At 65.1% G+C, this 22,012-nt stretch carries 10 protein-coding genes and 1 pseudogene; 6 read left to right on the top strand and 5 right to left on the bottom strand.

Translation table 11 applies throughout. The features are described 5' to 3' along the window. Positions 1-77: 77 nt before the first annotated feature. Positions 78-1,250 carry an AI-2E family transporter gene (locus Q7T66_RS02210; protein ID WP_304931621.1) on the top strand — a complete coding sequence of 391 codons (1,173 nt, stop codon included), beginning with the start codon at positions 78-80 and terminating at the stop codon, positions 1,248-1,250. Here Q7T66_RS02210 and Q7T66_RS02215 read toward each other — a convergent pair. The 3 genes and pseudogenes from Q7T66_RS02215 to Q7T66_RS02225 all read right to left on the bottom strand — a co-directional run. Continuing rightward, the gene (locus Q7T66_RS02215) at positions 1,245-9,611 is read right to left on the bottom strand and encodes a GH36-type glycosyl hydrolase domain-containing protein (RefSeq protein ID WP_304931622.1); all 8,367 of its coding nucleotides are present in this window, start codon (positions 9,609-9,611) and stop codon (positions 1,245-1,247) included. The genes Q7T66_RS02210 and Q7T66_RS02215 overlap by 6 nt on opposite strands. 4 nt (positions 9,612-9,615) lie before the next feature. Further along, positions 9,616-9,906 carry a hypothetical protein gene (locus Q7T66_RS02220; RefSeq protein WP_304931623.1) on the bottom strand — a complete coding sequence of 97 codons (291 nt, stop codon included), beginning with the start codon at positions 9,904-9,906 and terminating at the stop codon, positions 9,616-9,618. A 300-nt stretch (positions 9,907-10,206) separates the two neighbouring features. Then, a pseudogene (locus Q7T66_RS02225) lies at positions 10,207-10,459 on the bottom strand (transposase); the annotation flags it as partial. A 180-nt stretch (positions 10,460-10,639) separates the two neighbouring features. Here Q7T66_RS02225 and Q7T66_RS02230 point away from each other — a divergent pair. After that, the gene (locus tag Q7T66_RS02230; RefSeq protein WP_304931624.1) at positions 10,640-11,086 is read left to right on the top strand and encodes a hypothetical protein; all 447 of its coding nucleotides are present in this window, start codon (positions 10,640-10,642) and stop codon (positions 11,084-11,086) included. 37 nt (positions 11,087-11,123) lie between these two features. Here Q7T66_RS02230 and ppc read toward each other — a convergent pair whose 3' ends face one another. After that, positions 11,124-14,009 carry a phosphoenolpyruvate carboxylase gene (gene ppc / locus Q7T66_RS02235; RefSeq protein WP_304931625.1) on the bottom strand — a complete coding sequence of 962 codons (2,886 nt, stop codon included), beginning with the start codon at positions 14,007-14,009 and terminating at the stop codon, positions 11,124-11,126. An 81-nt stretch (positions 14,010-14,090) separates the two neighbouring features. On the opposite strand from ppc, the gene hemC reads away from it, so the two are divergent. Genes hemC through Q7T66_RS02255 form a run of 4 tightly spaced genes read left to right on the top strand, consistent with a single transcriptional unit; the run spans position 14,091 to position 18,314 of the window. Next, the gene (hemC, locus tag Q7T66_RS02240; protein WP_304931626.1) at positions 14,091-15,071 is read left to right on the top strand and encodes a hydroxymethylbilane synthase; all 981 of its coding nucleotides are present in this window, start codon (positions 14,091-14,093) and stop codon (positions 15,069-15,071) included. Beyond that, positions 15,068-15,886 (top strand): uroporphyrinogen-III synthase, encoded by an 819-nt coding sequence (locus tag Q7T66_RS02245; protein ID WP_304931627.1) that lies wholly within the window; start codon positions 15,068-15,070, stop codon positions 15,884-15,886. Before hemC ends, Q7T66_RS02245 begins: the two co-directional genes overlap by 4 nt. Continuing rightward, positions 15,883-17,010 (top strand): uroporphyrinogen-III C-methyltransferase, encoded by a 1,128-nt coding sequence (locus Q7T66_RS02250; RefSeq protein ID WP_304931628.1) that lies wholly within the window; start codon positions 15,883-15,885, stop codon positions 17,008-17,010. Before Q7T66_RS02245 ends, Q7T66_RS02250 begins: the two co-directional genes overlap by 4 nt. Positions 17,011-17,024: 14 nt before the next feature. Next, the gene (locus Q7T66_RS02255) at positions 17,025-18,314 is read left to right on the top strand and encodes a heme biosynthesis HemY N-terminal domain-containing protein (protein ID WP_304931629.1); all 1,290 of its coding nucleotides are present in this window, start codon (positions 17,025-17,027) and stop codon (positions 18,312-18,314) included. Positions 18,315-18,444: 130 nt separating this feature from the next. Here Q7T66_RS02255 and Q7T66_RS02260 read toward each other — a convergent pair whose 3' ends face one another. Further along, a complete protein-coding gene (locus Q7T66_RS02260; protein ID WP_304931630.1) occupies positions 18,445-21,633 on the bottom strand; it encodes an Rne/Rng family ribonuclease in 3,189 nt (1,062 codons plus the stop codon). Positions 21,634-22,012: the final 379 nt, after the last annotated feature.

Genomic DNA, 22,012 nt, shown 5'->3' on the forward strand with positions numbered 1-22,012 from the left:
CAATGCAATCGCTCGATGGCGGGCTCGCTGGCGTGTGCTGGCGCGGCTGCGCCAACGGACGTCGCCGAGGAGAAAAAATGACTGAAGAACACCCAACGGACCCGCCGCTGGCCCAAGTGGAGGCGGTGGCTTTGCCAGAGCCGGAGCGGGTGCTTTTGCACATGCCGGTGGACATTCGGAGCATGTCGCTGGTCGTGCTGGCGGGCCTGGCCAGTCTGTTTGTGCTGCATTGGGCCAAGGCGGTTTTTATCCCGGTGATGCTCAGCGTGCTGTTCAGCTACGCGTTCTCGCCAGTGGTCAACTGGATGGAGATCAAACGCGTGCCGCGCTGGCTGGGCGCTGCGCTGCTGTTGCTGGCGATTTTCAGTGTGATCGGCTCGACCGCCTATTCCCTTCGTGATGAGGCGGCGCAATTACTGGAGTCGCTGCCGGCGGCGGCCCAAAAATTCAGGCAGGCTGTGAAAACACGAGGCGACCGATCCGACAGCACGCTGAAAACCGTGCAGAAAGCCGCATCGCAAATTGAGCAGGCGGCCCAGGAAAGTGGTGCAGTTTCCGGCGCGACCCGCGGGGCCGTGCGTGTGGTCGTCGAGCGGTCGCGTTTCGACGTGAAAGATTATTTGTGGACGGGCACCATCGGCCTGATCGCCCTGATCGGTCAGACCACGGCGGTCATTTTTCTCACTTATTTTTTGATGTTCTCTGGCGACACCTTTCGCCGCAAGCTCATCAAGCTGGCAGGCCCCAGCCTGAGCGGCAAGAAAATCACGCTGCAGGCGCTCAACGAGATCACCGGCCAGATTCAGCGCTACCTGCAGGTGCAACTGCTGACCAGTGTACTGGTGGGCGTGTTGACCTGGCTGGCCCTGCTGGCCATTGGGCTGGATAATGCCGCGGTCTGGGGCATTGCCGCAGGCGTGCTCAATCTGGTGCCTTATGTGGGCGCACTGGTGACGGCAGTGGCCTCGGCGCTGGTCGGATTTTTGCAGTTCGGCTCGCTCAACATGGCGCTCTTGGTCGCTGGTGCCTCGCTGCTCATCCACACCCTCGTCGGCAACCTGATCACCCCCTGGCTGACCAGCCGCACCGGCCGCATGAGCCCGGTGGCGGTGTTTGTCGGACTGCTGGCCTGGGGCTGGCTCTGGGGCGTCTGGGGTCTGTTGCTCGGCATTCCCATCCTGATGATCGTCAAGTCCATTTGCGACCGGGTCGATGACCTGAAGCCGATTGGCGAGTTTCTCGGGTCATGACAACCTGTCTGACTTGGCCAGCATCGGCTGCAAATCGGCCACAGCCCCCTGCACAAGCAATACGGAGCGCGCCGGAAGGTCTGCCAGCGACAGCCACTGCCCTTCCGACACGACGCGATCCGGCCTGAATCCGTCCCCGGCCGCCACACCGGCACGTTGCCAGCGAATGTGCAAAATGCGTTCCTGCACATCCAGCGTCAGCTCTACAAAGGGCCAGTGGGCGGGCAGGCACGGTGACAGGGAAATTTTGCCCTGATGCACCGTCAAGCCGATCAGGTTTTCCAGCGCGGCGCGATGCAGCCACGCTGCCGAGCCGGTGTACCAGCTCCATCCGCCGCGGCCGGCATAGGGCGCTGCGCTGTAGATGTCGCCCGCCATCACATAGGGCTCGATCTCGTAAAGCGGTCCGCGTTCCGGATGCTGGCTTCGATGAGCCGGGCTGAGCGCCTGGAAGCTTTCCCAGGCGGCTTGCGCGTCGCCTGTTTGGGCCTGCGCCATCATGGCCCACACGCCGGCATGCGAATATTGGCCGCCGTTTTCCCGGACGCCGGGGGGGTAGGCCTGAATGTAACCGGGGTTGTTTTCCGACTTGACGAACGGCGGGTGCAGCAGGCGCAGCAGTCCGGCATCGTGATCCATCAGTTCGCGCTTCATGGATTGCAGGGCCGGCACGGTGTACTGGTCGCTGGAAGCGCCCGACAGCACCGACCACGCTTGCGCGATCAGGTCGATCCGGCATTCTTCGTTGCTTGACGAGCCCAGTGGCGCGCCGTTGTCGAAAAATGCGCGGCGGAACCATTGGCCATCCCAGCCATCGCCGTGCAGTGCGGCTATCCACGCCTGACGGCATTGAAGCCAGCGTGCGGCACGCGCCGTGTCGCCGCGCGCCTGTGCGAGGGGTGCAAAGCGCGTGACCACGCTGCATAAAAACCAGGCCAGCCACACCGATTCACCGCGTCCTTCGTGACCGACGCGGTTCATGCCGTCGTTCCAGTCGCCTGTGCCCATCAGCGGCAAGCCATGAACGCCTGTGGCCAGGCTGCGGTCGATGGCGCGGGCGCAGTGCTCGAAGACGGACGCGGTTTGGGCGCTGGCCTGGGGTGCGTAGTACGCGTCTTCCGCGCCTTCGGCAATGGCCGGCCCGTCGATAAACGCCACGTTTTCGTCAAGAATGCCGGTGTCGCCCGTCACCGCCACATAGTGCGCGCAGGCAAAGGGAAGCCACAACAAATCGTCCGAAAAATGCGTGCGAACGCCTTCACCGCCGGGCGCATGCCACCAATGCTGCACGTCGCCTTCGGGGAACTGGCGCGATGCGTTCAAAACAATTTGTTCGCGCAAGCGGCCGGCATCGATCAGCGCAAAGGCCATCGCGTCCTGCAACTGGTCGCGAAATCCGAAGGCGCCGCCGGCCTGGTAAAAGCCGGCCTTGGACCACAGGCGTGATGTCAGGGTCTGGTAAAGAAGCCAGCGGTTGACCAGGGCGTCAAACAGCGGATCGGGCGTGCGCACCTGAATTTTGCCGAGCAGACCCGACCAGTAGGTTTTCACGCCAACGAGCGCCTGCTTCACATCCCTTGTTTGCCAGGTGAGCGCCAGTTGCTCGGCCTGCGCCGCATCGGCTGCGTGGCCCAGCAGGAAGGCCAGGTCCAGACTCTGGCCTGCGGACAAGGTGAAATCACTCGACAGCGCGGCACAGGGGTCAGTGCCGCTGTTGGCTTGCTGGCCCATCACGTCAGGAAGCACCAGGCGGCCTGCCGCATCAAAAAACTCGCTCCGGTCACAAGTCCACTGCAGCGGGCCGGTCAATCCGGCGAGCGCCAAAAAGGCGGTGCTGCCGCCGAACCCGGCGCGACTTTCGCGTTGCTGTGCAAACAGGGCGGGCAGCTCCTTGGCTTTCCAGGCATGAACGGTACGGCGTTCGTGGCGGGCTGCGCCGATCTGCCACTCCACCATCGCCAGTGCGCGCAGATTGCGTTTGCTGGTTCCGGGTGGACCCTGATGCTGCAGGCGAACATGCACGATCTTGACGGCATCGCTGCGGTCCGCGAAGAAAGTGGTTTCCACTTTCATGTCGCCATGCTGGCATTCAAACACCGTGTAGCCCTGGCCGTGGCGCACCTGGTATGCCAGCGGTGAGCCGTTTTCGGCGGACGGGCTCAAGGCGAGGGGCTGGCGCGTGTCGAGGTCCTGCAGCAGGTAGTGCTCGAAAGCGGGGTCCTGCACCGGATCGTTGGACCAGGGGGTGAGCTGGTGCAGCCGGCTATTGACCGCCCAGGTGTAGCCGGCACCCGCTTCGGAAACCTGAAACCCGAAAGACGGATTCGAAATCACGTTCACCCAGGGGCGCGCCGGGCGATGCCGGCTGTCTACTTCAAACTGAAATTCTCCGGTGACGGCATCGAAACGGCCCAGGGGCGGCTGCACGGCGGCTGCCTGTCCGGGCAAGGGCTCGGCCAGCGCGGCGAGCAAGGGGGTGGTGGCGGCCGGCATGGCGCGGCGCTGCAGATTGGCGGTGCTTCGCAGAGCCGCCACCTGCTGCGCCAGCGGGCGCCCATCTGCGATGAAGATGACACGCGCCAGGCCCGCCAGCGCGGCCTTTTCGGACGGCGCAACCTCATGTTCGCGCAACAGGTAAAAACCGGCTGCCTCCGTTCGCGGAAAGCTGTTTTCCGCCTGCTGGAGCGTGTGGTCACGCAGCGCCAGAATGTCGCGCTGCAGAGGCATCAGGTAGGAGTTGACTTCGCTGTTGAGGATCACGAGATCGGCGGCTATGCCGCCAAAACTCCACACCGGTTCAGCGCGCAGCAAGGAGCGCACGAGCGCCAGTCCGTTGCTGGCGTGGATGCGCACCAGCACGATGGGCTTGTCGCCCGAGAGGCCGAAACGCCACAGTTGACGCTGGTTCACCAGGCCCCGTTCGGCCGCAGGACGGGTGGTCGTGTACATCAGCACTGTGTTGAGATCCTGCAGCGCCGCATTTTCTTCGGGGTCTCCACCGAGATCTCGCAACCGCACCTGTGCCAGCGTGGCCGCCATGCGGGCGGCGCGTTCCACGTGCATGGGTTGCAGGTATTTGTCGATGCGCGTCATCAGCTCTTCGGTGTTTTCCGCGGCGGCCGTTGCAAAGCTCAGCCGTGCAGCGCCACCCGCCGGGATGCGCACCCGCACGCGCAAGCCTGCCGCCGGGTCCAGCCCGTTGACGGGCGAGCCATCCGCCGTTCTGGCTTGCGCCTGCAGGGCCGGCTGTCCGGCCACCCGGTTGCGGCCGAGGAAAGGCCGCCGGTCCGCGATGAAGTCGATTGCCCGTACATTGGCGTCCGAATCGGCGAGAAAATGCGCCACGACCATGGCCGGGTCATCCTGCAGGCGGGGCTTGCGCGACAAAAGCAAGGCGCGCCACTGGGGATACCACTGGGTTTGCACAAACAGGTTGGAAAACGCGGGGTGGGCCTCGTCGGCGCGCGGGTCGGTCAGCACGGCTTCAAAGCAGGAGATCACATCGAAGGTCATCACGGCGCTGGAGAGGTTGCGCAGGGTGAGGGTCCGCACTTCGGTGTCGTCCTCCGGGCTGACCAGCACGGTGGTCATCGCCTCCAGGTCTTGCGATGTCGCGTCAAACTGGACCCGGTCCGCCAAAAAGGTGGTTTTGTAATTCCAGTCGGGGTTGGGGGCGGGGTGGAGCGTGAGTGACGAAACCCGCGCCTGGCCTTTGACGTGAAGGTAAAGAAAGCTGCCGCACGCATCCCGCAGGAGATCATCGCGCCAGCGCGTGATGTTGTACGTGCGGTTTTGGGCGCGCCAGCGGCTCACGCCCGCGCCATTGGCGCGCAGCGCCACGCTGTAGCGGCCATTGGACAGCAACTGGGTGGGCTGCCAGCCTGGGACGGCAGGATCGACTTCGCGCGACTGGTAAAGCTGGGGCTTCTCAGCGTCGTCGGGCTCGGGCAGGCGGCGTGGATCGGCGCTTTCGATGATCTGGCGCGGCGTCTTTTCATGCAGCAGCGACTCGTGGGCCTGCACCAGCGGCGCCAGGGCGAACCAGCGGCGCGGCGCTTCCTCGCGCAGCACATTGCATAGCGCCACCAGCGACATGCCCTGATGGTGCGCCATGAAGGTGTTGACCACGCTCAGTGCCTGCGTAGCGGGTTGGCTGGAGGCCGTGAAGTCCACCGCATCCATGAAGCCGAATTCTCCTCGGGCGCCGAGTTTTTCGAGTTGACGCAAGTTGGCGACGGCCTGGCGGGGCGCGAACATGGCCGCCATCACGCTGGCATAGGGCGCCACAACACGGTCACCGGGCGGTGTTCGGCGCAGGGCCAGCCGCGGCACGCCGAAGGGCGCGTACTGGTAGGCCAGCGTATGGTCTTGCGCGAAATAGGCCGACTCCGAAACGCCCCAGGGCAGATGCTGCGCCCGTCCAAAGACCTGCTGCTCCCTGATGGCGGCCAGCCCGGAAACGTGCAACAGGCCGTGGTCGGGTTCGGTCATGACCAGCGAGGGCATCAGGTACTCGAACATCGAGCCTGACCACGACTTGAGCCCGGGCGTGCTGCCGACCGTCAGAAATGCGCGGCCCAGCGCCAACCAGTGGCGCCGGGGCACGTCGCCCTTGGCAATCGCGAGAAAACTCGTCAGCCTGGCCTCGGAAGCCATCAGATCGTAGTAGCTGGCATCGAGCGCCTGCTCATGCATACGCAAGCCGATATGAAAGAGATGGCGTTTGGGGTTGTACAGGCCGCGGAAGTCCATGGCCATGCACAGCCGCTCGCAACGGTCGGCCAAATGATTCAATCTCGCAGCCTGCTCCACATGGGGAGCCGACAAATTTTTCGCCGGGCCGCCCAAGCCAAGTTCAGCCCCCTCGGGGGGCAGCGCAGTACGCGAAGCGACAAGCGTGGGGGCCGCCGAACGCAGCGAAGGGCCGTCCCGAGCAAGTTCAGCCCCCTCGGGGGGCAGCGCAGTACGCGAAGCGACAAGCGTGGGGGCCAGTTCACGACAGGCCTGCGCCGTGGCGATCAGATGCCCCGCCAGATTGCCGCTGTCCACGGTGGACACGTAAGCTGGCGTCAGCACCTGTAGCGTGCGGGTGTCATACCAGTTCAGCAGATGGCCGTTGTGCTTGGACAAACGCTCCACCGTGTCCAGCGTGGCTTGCAGCCGCGCGATCAGGTCGGCGGTCGAGATCCAGCCAAATTCCCGGGCGCAGGCCACCGCCAGCAGGTACAGTCCGATGTTGGTTGGCGAGGTGCGGTGGGCGACCATCGGCTCGGGCTCCATCTGCAGGTTGTCCGGCGGCAGGTGGTTGTCCTCGGGTCCGACACAGCGCTCAAAAAATTGCCAGGTCTGCAGCGCCAGCGTGTCCAGGTAGCCACGGTCCTTGGCGTCGAGCGTCATGCCGGGTGGGCGCTGCGCCGGTCTGCTGGCCCACCACGCCGTCACGGGTGCCAGCGCCCACAGCAGGAAGATGGCAGGACCCAGCCAGGGATGCGGACTCCAGCAGGCGGCAACAGCCAGTCCTGCCCAAAGAACCGACGCCGCGCCATGCTTGCGAACAAAGGCGCCCAGCGCGTATTGGGCGCAAGCTTGCGCCTGGGCGGCCGTCGTCCACTCCAGCAGGTGCGTGCGGCTGACGGCGATGCGCCATAGCGCCCGCGTGATTGCGTCGAGTACCAGCCCGGCCTGAACGCCGAGTTGGCCGAACTGCCACGCGCTGGCCGCAAGGCTGCGTACCACATCGCGCAAGCCGGCATGGAAAAAATGGCGCCATGCAATGCCGCGGCGTGTGGGCGTCAAGCCTGCCAGCGCGCCCATCAGCGGGCCGGCCAGGAAGGCGCCGAGGGTAAATGCGAGGGCCGTTAACACCGGCAGTGAATCCGTCACGATGACCCACACGAGCAGCAGCAGACAGACCGGCGCGATGAGCGACCGGCGCAGATTGTCTGCCATGCGCCACAAACCCAGCGCGTCAATGCCGAAGTGCCGGGCATGCAGCATCAGCGGCAGCAACTGCCAGTCGCCTCGTGTCCAGCGATGCACCCGTGATGCCGCAACGCCGGCGTGGTGGGGGTGGTCTTCCATCAGCACGACGTCGCCGACGTAGCCGCAGCGTGCGATGCTGCCTTCGAGCAAATCGTGGCTCAAGATGGCGCCTTCCGGCAGTCGCCGGTCCAGCACGGCATGCACGGCAGCGACATGAAGCAATCCCTTGCCGGTGAAGCTGCCCATGCCAAACAAATCCTGGTACAGGTCGGAGGTGCCGCTGCTGTAGGGATCCAGGCCGCACTGGCCCGCGAACATCGCATGAAACGGCGAACGCTCATGGGGCGCCGGCAACGGCGTCACCACGCGCGGCTGCAAAATGCCATGACCGGAGGTAATGCGCCGGGTCTTGCGGTCGATTTGCGGCGTGTTCAGGGGATGGGCGGCAATCGAGACCAGTTCCCGCAGCGCGCCCGCGGGCAAGCCGGTGTCGCTATCGAGCGTGAGCACATAGCGTATGCCTTTGGCCAGGCGCATACCGGCGCCAACGGATGCAAATGGGGATGCAGAACCCTCGGCCAGTTGCCGCAACAGCATTTCGAGCTTGCCGCGTTTGCGTTCCCAGCCTATCCACCGGCGCTCGCTGCTCGACCAGGTGCGCGGGCGGTGCAGCAGCACAAAGCGCGGGGGCGCGTCCGCGGCACAAGGATGGGCGCGGTTGAGGGCGTCCACCTTGGCTGCGACGTCATCGAGCAAGGCCTGGTCGCCCGCTTGGGTTGGGGTGTCCGCGTCGAGCCAGTCCGTCAACAGGGCAAACTGGGCGTTGGCTTCACGGCTGGCCAGCCAATGCAGGCTGAGGCGGTGGACGAGCCCGCTGTTGGATGCCGCCGAGCTGAGCATGCACGGGAGGACCACCAGCACGCGGTGTTCAGCCGGAATGCCCGTGGTGAAGTCGAGACGGGCCAGCGGCTGGATGCGGGTGGACTCTGCAACCAGGCGGTGAATCAGCGCTGCAACGGCTTCCGAAGCGGGCCAGGCCATCAGGAATAACGCCACCCAGGCCGTCCAGTGCAGGTTGGCCAGTGGCGGCACAGCCCATGAAAGGACCGCTGCCGTGCCTGCCACCCAGACGATTGCAAAAAGAGGCAGGCGCCATGCGAGCCGGGTTTGAGCACGGAGCGATGACCTGACGGGGGAACCGGTCGGGCGGAGTGCCGCCTCCAGCAGCGGGCGTCCCGGCCCAATCAGGTGGTAGCCCGCTGTTCGTGCGACCATTGAATTGTCGGGCTGCCTGGCCGCAGCCAGCACGGCCTCGGCGACGGCGCGCTCGGACTTGCCGCTTTGCCGGGCCAGCCTTTCCATGGCGTGCGTGATCTGCTGGCGCGTGATCTCGCTTTCTCTGGAAAAGCTCGGCAGGCGGCGCAAGACCTGCAGGGAGTGGCTGACGGGCTCGATCAATTCAGCCCACTCGACCTGTCCGACCAGCCTGAGCGTCGTGATGATGTTGCTGACCGTGAGGTTGGCCGCCACCTGCGCGGCCTGCCCCTCGCCGATCAGGCCCAAGGCATCCGGGCAGTGCTGCTCGATCCAGTGAACCAGAGGAGAAACCGGGTCAACACGCTCGGCAGGCATGCGCTGCCAGAGCTGGGTCAGGTAGTTGCGCTCAAGGCCATGGTTTTGCAAAAGTGCGTGCAGGTCATCGAGGTCGTCTGGGCGCATGGCATCGGCCGAATCCCAGACGGCGTGAGCAACTTCCCGCGCGACCTTGGTCCAGGCAATGCGATCAGCCATGCGACGCAGGTTTTCAAGCAACACCACGCGCAAGGTGGTCGGCAGGGCCCAGAGCTCGCCGAGATTGAGTTCGCTGACCTCCTGGTAGGCATGCAGGAATGCGGTGAAAAGAGCCGGGTCGAGCGCGCTGTCGGTGTGCGCCACATAAGCCCAGGCAATGCCATAGACACGCGGCAGGCCCTCCAGCGGTTTACCGGCCAGTTTTGGCAAATCCGCGTAGTAGCGGTGCGGCACACCTTCCTGGATCTGCTGGAGCTGCGCCTCGATCAGATGAAAGTTGTCGAGCAGCCATTCGGCCGCAGGGGTGACGTAGTGGCCGCTATGGGAGGTCAGGGCGATGTAGTCGTAGGCCTGGCGAAGCGCGGCGATGTTCTCCTGCACCCGCGGAAAAAAGGGCGGCACGCGACGGGCACTGTCGACGGGCAGGACGGCCTGGGCGCTGGCCAGACTGCGGCCATGCTGCTCAAAGCGCTGAGCGCCGAAGAGCTCGGCGCGTATCGGTTCGTGTATCTCACCCTGACGGGATTCAAGCAGTTGCCTGGCGTAGGCGCTTAAGGGTTCCAGCCGCTTGACGACAGCCGTATTCACACCGTCAGGCCATGGCGAGCAGGCCGAGGCAAATCACCACCAGCGCGGCGACCGTGACAATGCGTGGGAAAACCAAGGAATGGATCGATTCAAGCGCCGAATGCAGGGCGAAGAAACGGCTGCGCGAGCTGGCACAGTGGTTCATGTGAGACGCAAGGTCGGCTGCGTCCGCCGATACAAAATCAGTGCTGTCAGCCGATGGCGAATCGGCCATGATCTCAAGGGTACTCATGATTTGCGCTCCGGGAATAAAAATGAGTAACAGGGCGCAGCGGAATGCTGGCGTGCGCTTCATGGCTAGTGTGGTGTTGCATGCTTGACGGCGCAAATAAAACCAATGGATTTTTGTTCAGGACAAGGCGTAAACCACAGCAATAACCCGCTATTGCGCGGATTTGCAACGCTGTCATGGACGAAAAGACGCGGTTTATGTGCCGGATAGCATGCAACACCACACTAGCTACCATGCTAAGCAGCACTCCTCGGGAAAACCATCGGAAGAATCTGAAGTTCGCCCTAGGACAAGGCCTACAACAAGGCCTACAGCTTGCTGGTTGAGGCTATCGCGCTGCCCCCGAGGGAGTTTGCTTGCCCGGAGGCGGCCCAGGCGCTGCTTGCCGCCTGAGCTGTACGGCCCCGGCACCAGGCCCAACCAGGCGCAGAACTGGCGACCACAGGTGAAGTCATGGTCTTTGCCGACGGTGGCCACAATGGCACTGGCGGTGGTCGGGCCGATGCCACGGGGTTGCATGAGTTGCCTGGACTGGGCATTTTCATTGGCTGATGGCTTCGCAGATGGCCGCCGCATCAGCGGCGTCGTTCTTGCCGCGTTTTCCGCTCATGCGATACGATAGCCATGATTTCCCCTCTCGAATAAGTTGATGAACAGACGGGCCTCTCCATCCTGGCACTCAGTTGCCGTAAACCGCAACCCTGACGGGGCGCGGCTTGCTCGGGACGGGGAAGTCCCTTTCATTCGTTCGGCGGAACATGCCGTGAAGATGCTGTATTGATTGTGGAGAACCGTGATGAAAAGACTGTTTCTTGAGACCGCTCCCCGCATCTTGCTGGGCATCATCTTCCTGCTGGGCGCCATCGATGGTTTCTGGTTCGTTTTCTCGGGCGCTCATCTCATCCATCCGCCAACATCTGATCGCGGGTTGGCATTTGAACAGGCGCTGAAAGCGGTTGGCTTTTTCTGGCCGTTCATGAAGCTCGTGGAGCTGACAGGCGCCCTCTGCCTGTTGACCAATCGAGCACCCGCTCTAGGCTTGGCGCTGCTCGCTCCGATAATGGCGGTCGTCGTGCTGTTTCACGCAGTCCTCAATCCGCAGGGGATACCGATGGCAGCGTTGCTGATCGTGTGCGGGGTTCTTCTTGCGCGCGCATACGCGGGGCGTTACGCGAGTCTGTTCGAACGAGGCGCCGCCGAACCACGCCTTGCAGCGGGTGCGACGCGAGCGCCGCGCCGCTGAAGGCATTACCCCATGGGAAATTGCGTGGCTTGTTTCTTTAGCCCGTATTGCGCAAGCCGGCCGCAATGCCGTTGATCGAAATATGAATGCCGCGCTGTACGCGTTCGTCGGCCTTGCCTTCGCGATAGCGCCGCACCAGCTCGACCTGCAGATGGTGCAGCGGGTCGATGTAGGGAAAGCGATGCCGAATGGAGCGCTGTAGAGCGGCATTGCCGGCAAGGCGCTGCTTCTCGCCGGTGATCAGTGTCAGTGCTTCGGCAGTGCGGTGCCACTCCGCTTCGATCACGGAGAAAATCTTTTTGCGCAGCCTGGCGTCGCTCACCAGCTCGGAATAACGCGAGGCCAGCGCCAGGTCGCTTTTCGCCAGCACCATGTCCAGGTTGCTCAGCAGGGTGCGGAAAAAGGGCCATTGACGGTACATCTTTTGCAGCAGGGCCAGCGCTTCCTTGCGGCTGGCGGGTGTGCCGCCGCGGTGGAGCATCTGCGCAATGGCCGAGCCGAATCCGTACCAGCCGGGCAGGGTCAGGCGGCACTGGCCCCAACTGAAGCCCCAGGGGATGGCGCGCAGGTCTTCGATTTTCTGCGTGGCTTTCCTGGAAGCGGGTCTGGAGCCGATGTTGAGTTCGGCAATTTCGCGGATCGGCGTGGCGCTGAAAAAATACTCGGTGAACCCGGGTGTTTCGTACACCAGCGCGCGGTAGGCGGCCATGCTGGCCTGTGAGAGTTCGGCGGCCGCCTGTAAAAACGCCTTGGTCGCCGGCTTGGTCGGCTGCAGCAAGGTCGCCTCCAGCGTCGCGGCCACCAGGGTTTCCAGGTTGCGCCGGCCGATTTCGGGGTTCGCATACTTGGAGCCGATGATTTCGCCCTGTTCGGTCAGCCGGATCTGCCCGCGCACGGTGCCCGGCGGCTGCGCCAGAATCGCCTGGTAGCTCGGGCCGCCGCCGCGGCCCACCGTGCCGCCGCGGCCATGGAACATTCTGAGCTGGATGTTGTGCGAGTTGGCGAGCTGGTCGAAGAGTTCGACCAGCGCAATCTCGGCGCGGTACAGCTCCCAGTTGCTGGTGAAAATGCCGCCATCCTTGTTGCTGTCCGAGTAGCCGAGCATGATGTCCTGCTCGCTGTATTGGTCATGGCGGCCGCGCTGCACCATGGCGGCCACGCCGGGCAGCGCATAAAACTCGCGCATGATGGGCGCGGCATTGCGCAGGTCCCTGATCGTTTCGAACAGCGGCACGACGATCAGGTCACAGGTCGCGTCCTGGCTGTCCAGAATGCCATGCATCAGGCCCACCTCTTTTTGCAGCAGCAGCACTTCCAGCAAATCACTGACAGTTTCGGTGTGGCTGGTGATGTAGTGGCGGATGGCTTGCATGCCAAAACGCTCACGCATGACTTTGGCCGATTCAAAAATCGCCAGTTCGCCGCGGGCAAGATCGGTGTAGCCGGCGCCGACCACGCGCAGCGGCCTGGCATCGTTGAGAAGTCGCAGCAGCAGTTCGCGCCTGGCCATCTCGTCCAGGCCCGCGTACTTCGGTTCAATCCGCGCGACCGCCAGCAACTCGGCGATGACTTCCTCGTGTTTGTCCGAGCTTTGGCGCAGGTCCACCGTGGCCAGATGAAAGCCGAACACTTCCACCGCACGAATCAGCGGATGCAGGCGTTGCGCCACCAGGGCGCCGCCGTGGTTGGCCCGCAGCGAGGCCTCCATCGTGCGGAGATCGGCCAGGAATTCCTCCGGCTTCAGGTAGGCGTTTTGCGGCGCGACCGCGTGGCGCGCGGCGTCGCCGCCGGTCAAGTCCTTCAGCGTGGCGGCGAGCCGCGCATAGATGCCGGTCAGCGCGCGGCGATAGGGCTCGTCGAGGCGGTGCTCGTTGGTGTCGGGCGAACGCTCGGCCAGCGCCCGCATCTCGGGCGTGAAGTCCACCAGCATGGCCGACAGCGACAATTCACCGCCCAGGTAATGCACTTCGGTCAGGTGGTGGCGCAGCGCAACGTCGGCCTGGCGGCGCAGCGCGTATTCCAGCGTGGCCGCGTTGACGTGGGGGTTGCCGTCGCGGTCGCCGCCAATCCACTGGCCCATGCGCAAAAAGCTGTGTACCGGCTGGCTGCCCAGCGCGCGTTCCAGATCCGCGTAGAGCTTGGGAATTTCGCGTAGAAAGGTCGACTCGTAATAACTCAGCGCGTTTTCAATCTCGTCGGCCACCGTGAGCTTGGTAAAACGCAGCAGCCGGGTCTGCCACAACTGCATGACCCGTGCGCGCAGTTGCGCTTCGTTGGCGGTCAGCTCGCGCGGCGTCAACGCGTCTTTGGCAGCATGTGCCGCGAAGGCGTGTACCTTGATTTCGTCGCGCGCCGTCAGCAACTGGGCAATGTCGCGTTCGGCGTCCAGAATGCTCTTGCGCTGCACTTCGGTCGGGTGGGCTGTGAGTACCGGCGATACATAGGCGCGGGCCAGCATGTTTGCGATTGTCCTGGGCGCTATGCCGGCCCAGCGCAAGCGGGCCAGCGCCACTTCGATGCTGCCTTCCTGGGTGTTGCCGGCGCGCTCATGGATGGCGCGGCGGCGGATGTGGTGCCGGTCTTCGGCCAGGTTGGCCAGATGGCTGAAGTAGGTGAAGGCGCGGATCACACTGACGGTCTGGTCTCCGGAGAGGCCTTTGAGAAGTTTTTTCAACGCCTTGTCGGCCTCGTGGTCGGCGTCGCGGCGAAACGCCACCGAGAGTTTGCGCACCTGCTCGATCAGCTCATAGGCGGCGACACCCTCCTGCTCGCGGATCACGTCGCCCAGAATACGGCCCAGCAGGCGGATGTCTTCGACCAGCGGGCGTTCGTTGTCCTTGGCTCGGGCGCGTGGGCGATCACTGTCCCTGGCTGGCCCCGCAGGCTGTTCCTTGGGGTTGTTTGCACGCGCCGTCGTCACCATCGCTTCACCTCTTGTTGGCTCTTGTTTTGCACTGCAACATGCTAGCATCCAGAACCTTCCCCAGATACAGACAGGTTACGAGTGAGTGCAGATTTTTCACCTTCCACCCGCGTTGTCATTGCCACGCGTGAAAGCCGCCTGGCGATATGGCAGGCAGAACATGTCAAGGCGCTGCTGGAAGCGCGCCTTGGCTGGCAGGTTGAGCTGCTGGGCATGACGACGCAGGGCGACCAGATTCTTGATCGCTCGCTGAGCAAGGTCGGTGGCAAGGGCCTGTTTGTCAAGGAACTGGAAGTGGCCCTCGGCGAAGGGCGGGCCGACCTGGCCGTGCATTCGCTCAAAGACGTGCCCATGGATCTGCCGGAAGGTTTTACGCTGGCCTGTGTGCTTGAGCGCGAAGACCCGCGCGACGCGCTGGTGTCCAACCATTTTTCGTCGCTGGCCGGGCTGCCGCCAGGCGCCGTCGTCGGCACCTCCAGCTTGCGCCGGCTGGTGCTGCTCAAGGCGCTGCGGCCCGACCTGAGGATTGAGCCGCTGCGCGGCAACCTCGACACCCGGCTGCGCAAGCTCGATGAAGGGCAGTACCAGGCCATTGTGCTGGCTGCGGCCGGTTTGAAGCGGCTGGGCCTGGCCTCGCGCATTCGCTGCGCGTTCGAGCCGGAACAGATGTTGCCGGCAGCCGGGCAGGGCGCTCTCGGCATCGAAGTGCGGACTGATCGCCAAGACCTGATCGATGCGCTGGCGACGCTGGCCCATCGGCCCACCTGGCTGGCGGTGACGGCCGAGCGCACCGTCTCGCGCGCGATGGGCGGCAGTTGCTCCATGCCGCTGGCGGCCTTTGTGCGGGCGCAGCCGCCGGCGGGGCGCGGCGACATGCGGCTGGAGGCTGCCTGGGGCGACCCCGGACCCGACGGGCAAGGGCTGGCCGGCCAGCCGCTGGTGCGTGTCCAGCACAGCGCCCCCGTGAGCAATTTTGCCGAAGCCGAAGCACTGGGCGAGCAGGTCGCCGCCTTGCTGCGCGCCGGCGGCGCGGTCTGGGCCGCCAACACCCCGGCGCTTTGAACGCTGTGCGCGTCGTCGTGACCCGGCCCGAGCGCGATGCCCGTCGCTGGGTGCGGGACTTGCAGCAGCACGGCCTGCAGGCCGAGGCCCTGCCGCTGATTGACATTGCGGCATTGCCGGACTCACAGCGTTTGCAGCAGGCTTGGGGCGAGATCGACGCGTATGCTGCGTTGATGTTTGTCAGCGGCAATGCGGTGGACTGTTTTTTTGCATTGAAACCGACGCCAGTCCATGCAGACCGGGCGCAGGAAGCCGCTGATATTGTGGCCAATGACGCGTTGGCAGCCGCCACTGCGCCGCGTTTCATGGCCCCCGGCCCGGGCACGGTGGCGGCGTTGCGCCATGCAGGCGTGCCAGACGCATTGATCGACGCACCCGCAGCGGATGCCAGCCAGTTTGATTCCGAAGCCTTGTGGGCGCTGGTCGGACGCCGGGACTGGCAGAGCCGGCGCGTGCTGATTGTGCGCGGGCAGAGCGCCCGCAGCGGTGCGCCCGGGCGCGACTGGCTGGCGCGGAAACTCCTGGCGGCCGGCGCGCGGGTTGATTTCGTGGCGGTGTACCAGAGGCGCGCGCCGGTGTTCACGGCGGCGCAACTGCAACGGATGGAGACGGCGGCGCACGACGGCTCGGTCTGGCTGTTCAGCAGTTCCGAAGCGGTGGCAAACCTGCCGGCACGCGATTGGTCGCAGGCCCGTGCCGTTGCCACGCACCCGCGCATTGCCGAGGCGGCGCGCGCGGCCGGCTGGGCTGTTGTTGCCGAGTCACGCCCGGCGCTCGCGGACATCGTGGCCTCGATAGAATCAATGCAATCATGAGCGACAGCGATCCAGCGCCACCCCCATCGCCTAGGCCCGACAAGGAGCCCGTGCTGGAACGGGTGTCAGCCGCCGAACGCAGCGAAGGGCTGCGCCGATGGATGCTGCTGCTGGCCCTGTTGCTGGCCGCTGGCGGCTTGCTGCTGAGCGCTTTGTTATGGCAAAAACTCGGCAGCATCCAGGAAGAGCTGGCCCGGCGCAGCACGGACTCGACGGCGCAGTCCATCGAAGCCCGCACCCTGGCGCGGCAGGCGCAGGAAGCCGCACGCGAACTGACGGCGCGCCTGGCGATTGCCGAGACCCGGCTCAGCGAAGTGAGCCTGCAGCGCACGCAGCTCGAAGAGCTGATGCAAAGCCTGTCGCGTTCGCGCGACGAAAACCTGGTGGTCGATGTGGAGTCGTCATTGCGGCTGGCCCAGCAACAGGCCCAGCTCACCGGCAGCGCCGAGCCCTTGCTGGCCGCGCTCAAATCGGCCGACCAGCGGCTTTCGCGCGCCGCGCAGCCGCGCCTCAATTCGCTGCAGCGGGCCATTGCCAGGGATGTGGACCGCATCAAGGCCACCACGGTGACCGATGTGCCCGGCCTGCTGGTCAAGCTCGATGAACTGGCGCGACTGGTGGACGAGCTGCCGCTGGCCAACGCAATGCCGCCGGGCAGCAGCGGGCGTCCTGCCGCGGCGCCGGCGCCCGCCCGCGCCGCTTCCGGCAGTGCGGCTCCGGTTCATGCGGCCATGGCGCTGCTCGACCGGCTGGGGCTGAAGGACTGGTGGCAGCGCACCTGGCAGGGCACACGCGACGAAGTGCGTGGCCTGTTGCGGGTCAGCCGCATCGACCAGCCGGATGCGGCCTTGCTGGCGCCCGAGCAATCGTTTTTCCTGCGTGAAAACCTCAAACTCAAAGTGCTCAACGCCCGGCTTGGCCTGCTGTCGCGGCAAACCGCCAGCGCCCGCGCGGACCTGGACGGTGTCCGCGCGATGTTGGGCAAGTATTTCGACCCGGCGTCCCGCAGGACGCAGACGGCCACCCAGTTGCTGGCGCAGGTGGAAAGCCAGATGAAGTCCGGCGAGCTGCCGCGCCTTGACGACACCCTGGCGGCATTGGCCACGGCTGCTGCGGGCCGTTAGTACAGCGATTGACCATGCGCAGCGCACTCTGGCTCCTGGCCCTGTTTGGCATCGCGGTGGCAGTTGCCCTGGTGGCCGGCAACAACCAGGCGGTGGTCACGCTGTTCTGGCCGCCGCACCGGGTCGATATTTCCTTCAACCTGCTGGTGCTGCTGCTGGCCGGGCTGTGGACGCTGCTGTATCTGGCGCTGCGGGCTGTGTCGGCGGTGTTTTCGCTGCCGGCCGAGGCCAGGCGCTGGCGCGCCCAGCAAAAGGAACGGGCCATGTACGCCGCTTTCATGGATGCGCTGTCGCACCTGATGGCCGGGCGGTTTATTCGGGCGGCCAAACTCGCGCAGAACGCCTTGACGCAGGAAAAAAGCCTGAGCCAGTTGGCAAAAACCTCCCGCGATGTCGGCAGCTACAGTGCCGGGCGGGCGACCCAGCTCCGCTTGTTGGCGCACCTGCTGGCGGCCGAAAGCGCGCAGGCACTGCAAAACAAAGCCTTGCGTGACGAGCACCTGCAACAAGCGCTGGAAACCAGCACGCACCGCAGCGCCCAGGAGACCCGCGAAGGGGTGCAACTGCGGGCGGCGGGCTGGGCAACCGACGACCGCGACCCCACCGCGGCGCTGGCGCTGCTCAACGAGTTGCCACAAGGCACAGCGCGGCGCACGCTGGCCCTGCGCATCAAACTGCGCGCCACGCAGCAGGCCAGGCAAACGCCGCAGGCGCTGGAAACCGCGCGTTTGCTGGCCAAGCACCGGGCGTTTTCGCCGGCCGCCGCGCAAAGCCTTGTGCGCGGGCTGGCGCTGGAGTTATTGCGCGGTGCGCACGATCCGGCGCAGTTGCAAGCCGCCTGGTTGTCGCTCGATGCCAACGAGCGCGCCATGCCCGAGCTGGTGATTCATGCCGTCTCACGCCTGATGGCTTTGCACGGCGACGCCGATCTGGCCCGCGCCTGGCTGCTGCAGGTGTGGGAGCCAGTGATGCAGCCGCGTTCGGAGATCGGCGACAACCTGCGCATCAAGCTGATCCAGGTGCTCGAAGCCGGGCTGGCGTCAATTGACGCCGCCTGGCTGGCGCGTATTGAAACGGCGCAGCAACAGCGCCCGCGCGATGCCAACATGCAGTACCTGGCGGGCATGGCCTGCCTGAAGCGCCAACTCTGGGGCAAGGCCCAGCAGTTGTTGTCCCAGGCTGTGCCGGCCTTGCAGGACGCCGGCTTGCACCGCAATGCCTGGCGCGCACTGGCGCTGCTGGCCGAGCAACGGGGCGATGAGGTGGCTGCGACGCAGGCTTACAAGCGGGCGGCTGAGGTTTAATTTTCCTCAGCCAGTTCGCGCTGCGTTTGTCGAAGGCCGTTGCCAGCTTTGCCTGCGTAGTGCTTCCGGCAAGCCGCACCCAAAAAAAGGCAGCCCGAAAGCTGCCTTTGATCGTTGAAATGCCAAGCCATCACTGGCTGTGCAATGACCCCGTGCGTTCACCTGCTGCCGGCGCGGCAGGCTGCTCAAACGGCAGGGTCATGCTGCGCAGGTCGCGTTTGGTTTCGACCAGCACCAGCGGACCGGCGTCCAATTGGGGCGCCGGCGGACGTTCGCGCGGGACATGACTCGGTTTGGCTTCGGCGGCCATGGCGGCTTGTGCTTCGGCGATTTTTCCGGCGTCCGAGTGGACCCATTGCAAACCGGAAGCGCTGGCCACCTGGGCCAGGTCCTGCAGCGGTAAATCGAAGGACTGGACTTTCGGCAGGGCGCGGGCTGTGGGCGCAGCAGCAAGTACCACGATGGCCGGGACCGGTGTCGGCACCCCAGGTGCGGCCGGCTCGGCTTGGGCCGGCTCCCTATTTGCCATCAATTCAGTTGCTACTTGCGCACGTTCCGCAGGGGCTGTTGCCTGATTTTCCTCAAAATTTTTGGCTGGAGCGGCGCCACGGTCGGTCGCTGCGATGCCCTCAGCCGTGCCCTCGGCAGACGACTCGCCGCGCTCTGAACGCTCACGGCGGTCGCGGCCATAACGGTCACGGCTGCGGCGTTCACGCGGCTGGCGGTCCTGGCCTTCTTCCTGGCCCTCAGCGCGCGCCTGCATGTCGGTGGACGATGCCGGGAAGGCCGGGTTGCCGGCTTCGTCCAAGCCCGCCACGACGCCGGGGTGGGCGGCGTCAAAGCTGTCGGCCTGGGTGCCGGTGATCGGTGCGTTGCCGCCATCGGGGCGCTCGTCACGGCGTTCGTTGCGACGGCCATTGCCGCGCTCGCCACGTTCACGGCGGCCCCCCTGGCCTTCAGCGCGGGCTTCGTTGCGGCCGCCTTGCTGGCGTTCGCCTTCCTGTCCGGCGTCTGCAGGACGTTCCTGGCGCTGGGGGATGTCGCCGCCGGCCATGGCCGCGGCCATGGCGGCCTGGTTGGCCAGAGCGAGGTTCTGCTGTTCTGCGTCACGCGGGGCGGCGCGTTCACCGCGTTCACCACCACGCTCGCCACGGCCACGGCGGCTGCGCTCGCCACGTTCGCCGCGGCCTTCGCTGCCGCCCTGGCCTTCAGGACGTTCTGCGCGGTCTGCGCGCTCGGGACGTGCTTCACGGTTTTCGCCGGCGGGACGTTCCTGGCGCACGCCTTCAGCGCGGCCTTCGGTGCTGCGTTCACGGCGCTCACCGCCACGGCCTTCACCACGCTCGCCACCGCGGCCTTCGCCGCCACGACCTTCGCGCTGATCCGGGCGGCCTTCGCCGCGCGCTTCGCCACGTCCTTCACCGGCACGGCCACCCCGGCCACCGCGACGGCCATCGCGGCCATCGCGGCCACCGCGTTCACCGCCACGCTCGCCGCGTTCACCGCGCTGCTGTTCGTCGCGACGGCCTTCGCCGCGCTCGTCTTTCCTGACTTCCTTGGCGGGCGCTGCGGCGGGTGCTGCTTCCTCGCCGACAAAGAAGGCCTTGAGCTTCGCGAAAAAGCTCTTCTCAGCCGGCGCTGCGACCACCGCGCGGACCGGTTGGGCAGCCACGGGCGCGGCCACCGGGACCGGTTTCGGAACGGCCTGCGGTGCCGGCGCGTCGGGCAGCACGCCCTTGATGACCGGCTCCTGCTTGTTGTGTTTTTCCTGGCTGCGGCGCGTGACGGTGGTCGGGTCTTCCATCTCTTCGGCCATCTTGTAGCTCGCTTCGATGTTGTCCAGGCGCGGGTCGTCGTGTTTGAGACGTTCGAGTTTGTAGTTCGGCGTTTCCAGGGTCTTGTTGGGCACCAGCAGCACATTGATGCGCTGCTTCATCTCGATTTTGGCGATCTCGGAGCGTTTTTCGTTCAGCAGGAAGGACGCCACATCGACCGGAACCTGGCACAGCACCGAGGCCGTGCTGTCTTTCATCGACTCTTCCTGGATGATGCGCAGGATCTGCAGCGCCGAGCTTTCGGTGTCACGGATGTGGCCGGAGCCGCCGCAACGCGGGCAGGGAATCGACGCGCCTTCCGACAGGGCAGGGCGCAGGCGCTGGCGGCTCATTTCCATCAGGCCGAACTTGCTGATGGTGCCGAACTGCACGCGTGCGCGGTCTTGCCGCAGCGCGTCGCGCAAACGGTTTTCGACATCGCGGCGGTTGCGCGACTCTTCCATGTCGATGAAGTCGATGACGATCAGGCCGCCCAGGTCGCGCAGGCGCATCTGGCGCGCCACTTCGTCGGCGGCTTCCAGGTTGGTGCGGGTGGCGGTCTCTTCGATGTCGCCGCCCTTGATGGCGCGGGCCGAGTTCACGTCCACCGAGACCAGCGCCTCGGTGTGGTCGATCACGATCGCGCCGCCGGAAGGCAACTGCACGGTGCGGGCATAGGCCGACTCGATCTGGTGTTCGATCTGGAAGCGCGAGAACAGCGGCGCGTCGTCGCGGTAGCGCTTGACGCGGTGCTCATGCTCGGGCATCACATGGGCCATGAACTGCCTGGCTTGCTCGTAGACGTCGTCGGTGTCGAACAGGATGTCGCCGATGTCGCTGTTGAAGTAGTCGCGGATCGCGCGGATCACGAGGCTGGACTCCTGGTAAATCAGGAAAGCGCCTTTGCCCTCTTTGCCGGCGCCGTCAATCGCGGTCCACAGCTTGATCAGGTAATTCAGGTCCCACTGCAGCTCGGCCGCGCTGCGGCCGATGCCGGCGGTGCGCGCAATGATGCTGGCGCCGGCCGGGTATTCGAGCTGGTCCATCGCCTCCTTGAGTTCGGCCCGGTCATCGCCCTCGATGCGGCGGCTCACGCCACCGCCGCGCGGGTTGTTCGGCATCAGCACGACGTAGCGGCCGGCCAGGCTGACAAAGGTCGTCAGGGCCGCGCCCTTGTTGCCGCGCTCTTCTTTTTCGACCTGCACCAGGATTTCCTGGCCTTCGCGGATCACGTCCTGGATGCGCGCCTGGCTGACCGACACGCCCTGGGCGAAGTACTGCTTGGAGATTTCCTTGAACGGCAAAAAGCCGTGGCGGTCCTCACCGTAGTCGACAAAACAGGCTTCGAGCGAAGGCTCGACACGTGTCACGACGGCCTTGTAAATGTTGCCCTTGCGCTGTTCGCGCCCTTCAATCTCGATTTCGTAGTCGAGGAGTTTTTGTCCGTCGACAATGGCCAGGCGGCGTTCTTCCGACTGGGTGGCATTGACCAGCATGCGTTTCATGGGGTTTCCTTCGTTCTTCTCTGTCTCAAACATCACTGCCCGAAAAACGGGCAAACGACGCCGGGAGCAGACGCTGTGCGAACGTGGGGAATTGCCGGAGAGCTTTTGACGCGCTATGGCGACTGAAATAATCAGTCAGCCGAGCGGTCTGGGCGTAGGCGCGTGGATGGGGCGAGTCGGGGTCTGACAGGTGTTTGCTACCAAAACAGTAGCTGCTTGCGCCCGTGAAACAAGGGCTGGCGGCTGATCCATGCCTGAAAGCGGGGCTAAAAAGCGCCGCAGGCACAGATACATCAGTCCAACCAGTGTTGTTGTCAAAGGGCTACCCATTCAAAGACCAGATTTCACCTGGATCCGTGTCCAGCCCGTGGGGCTGGAC

Source organism: Herminiimonas sp. (assembly GCF_030655415.1).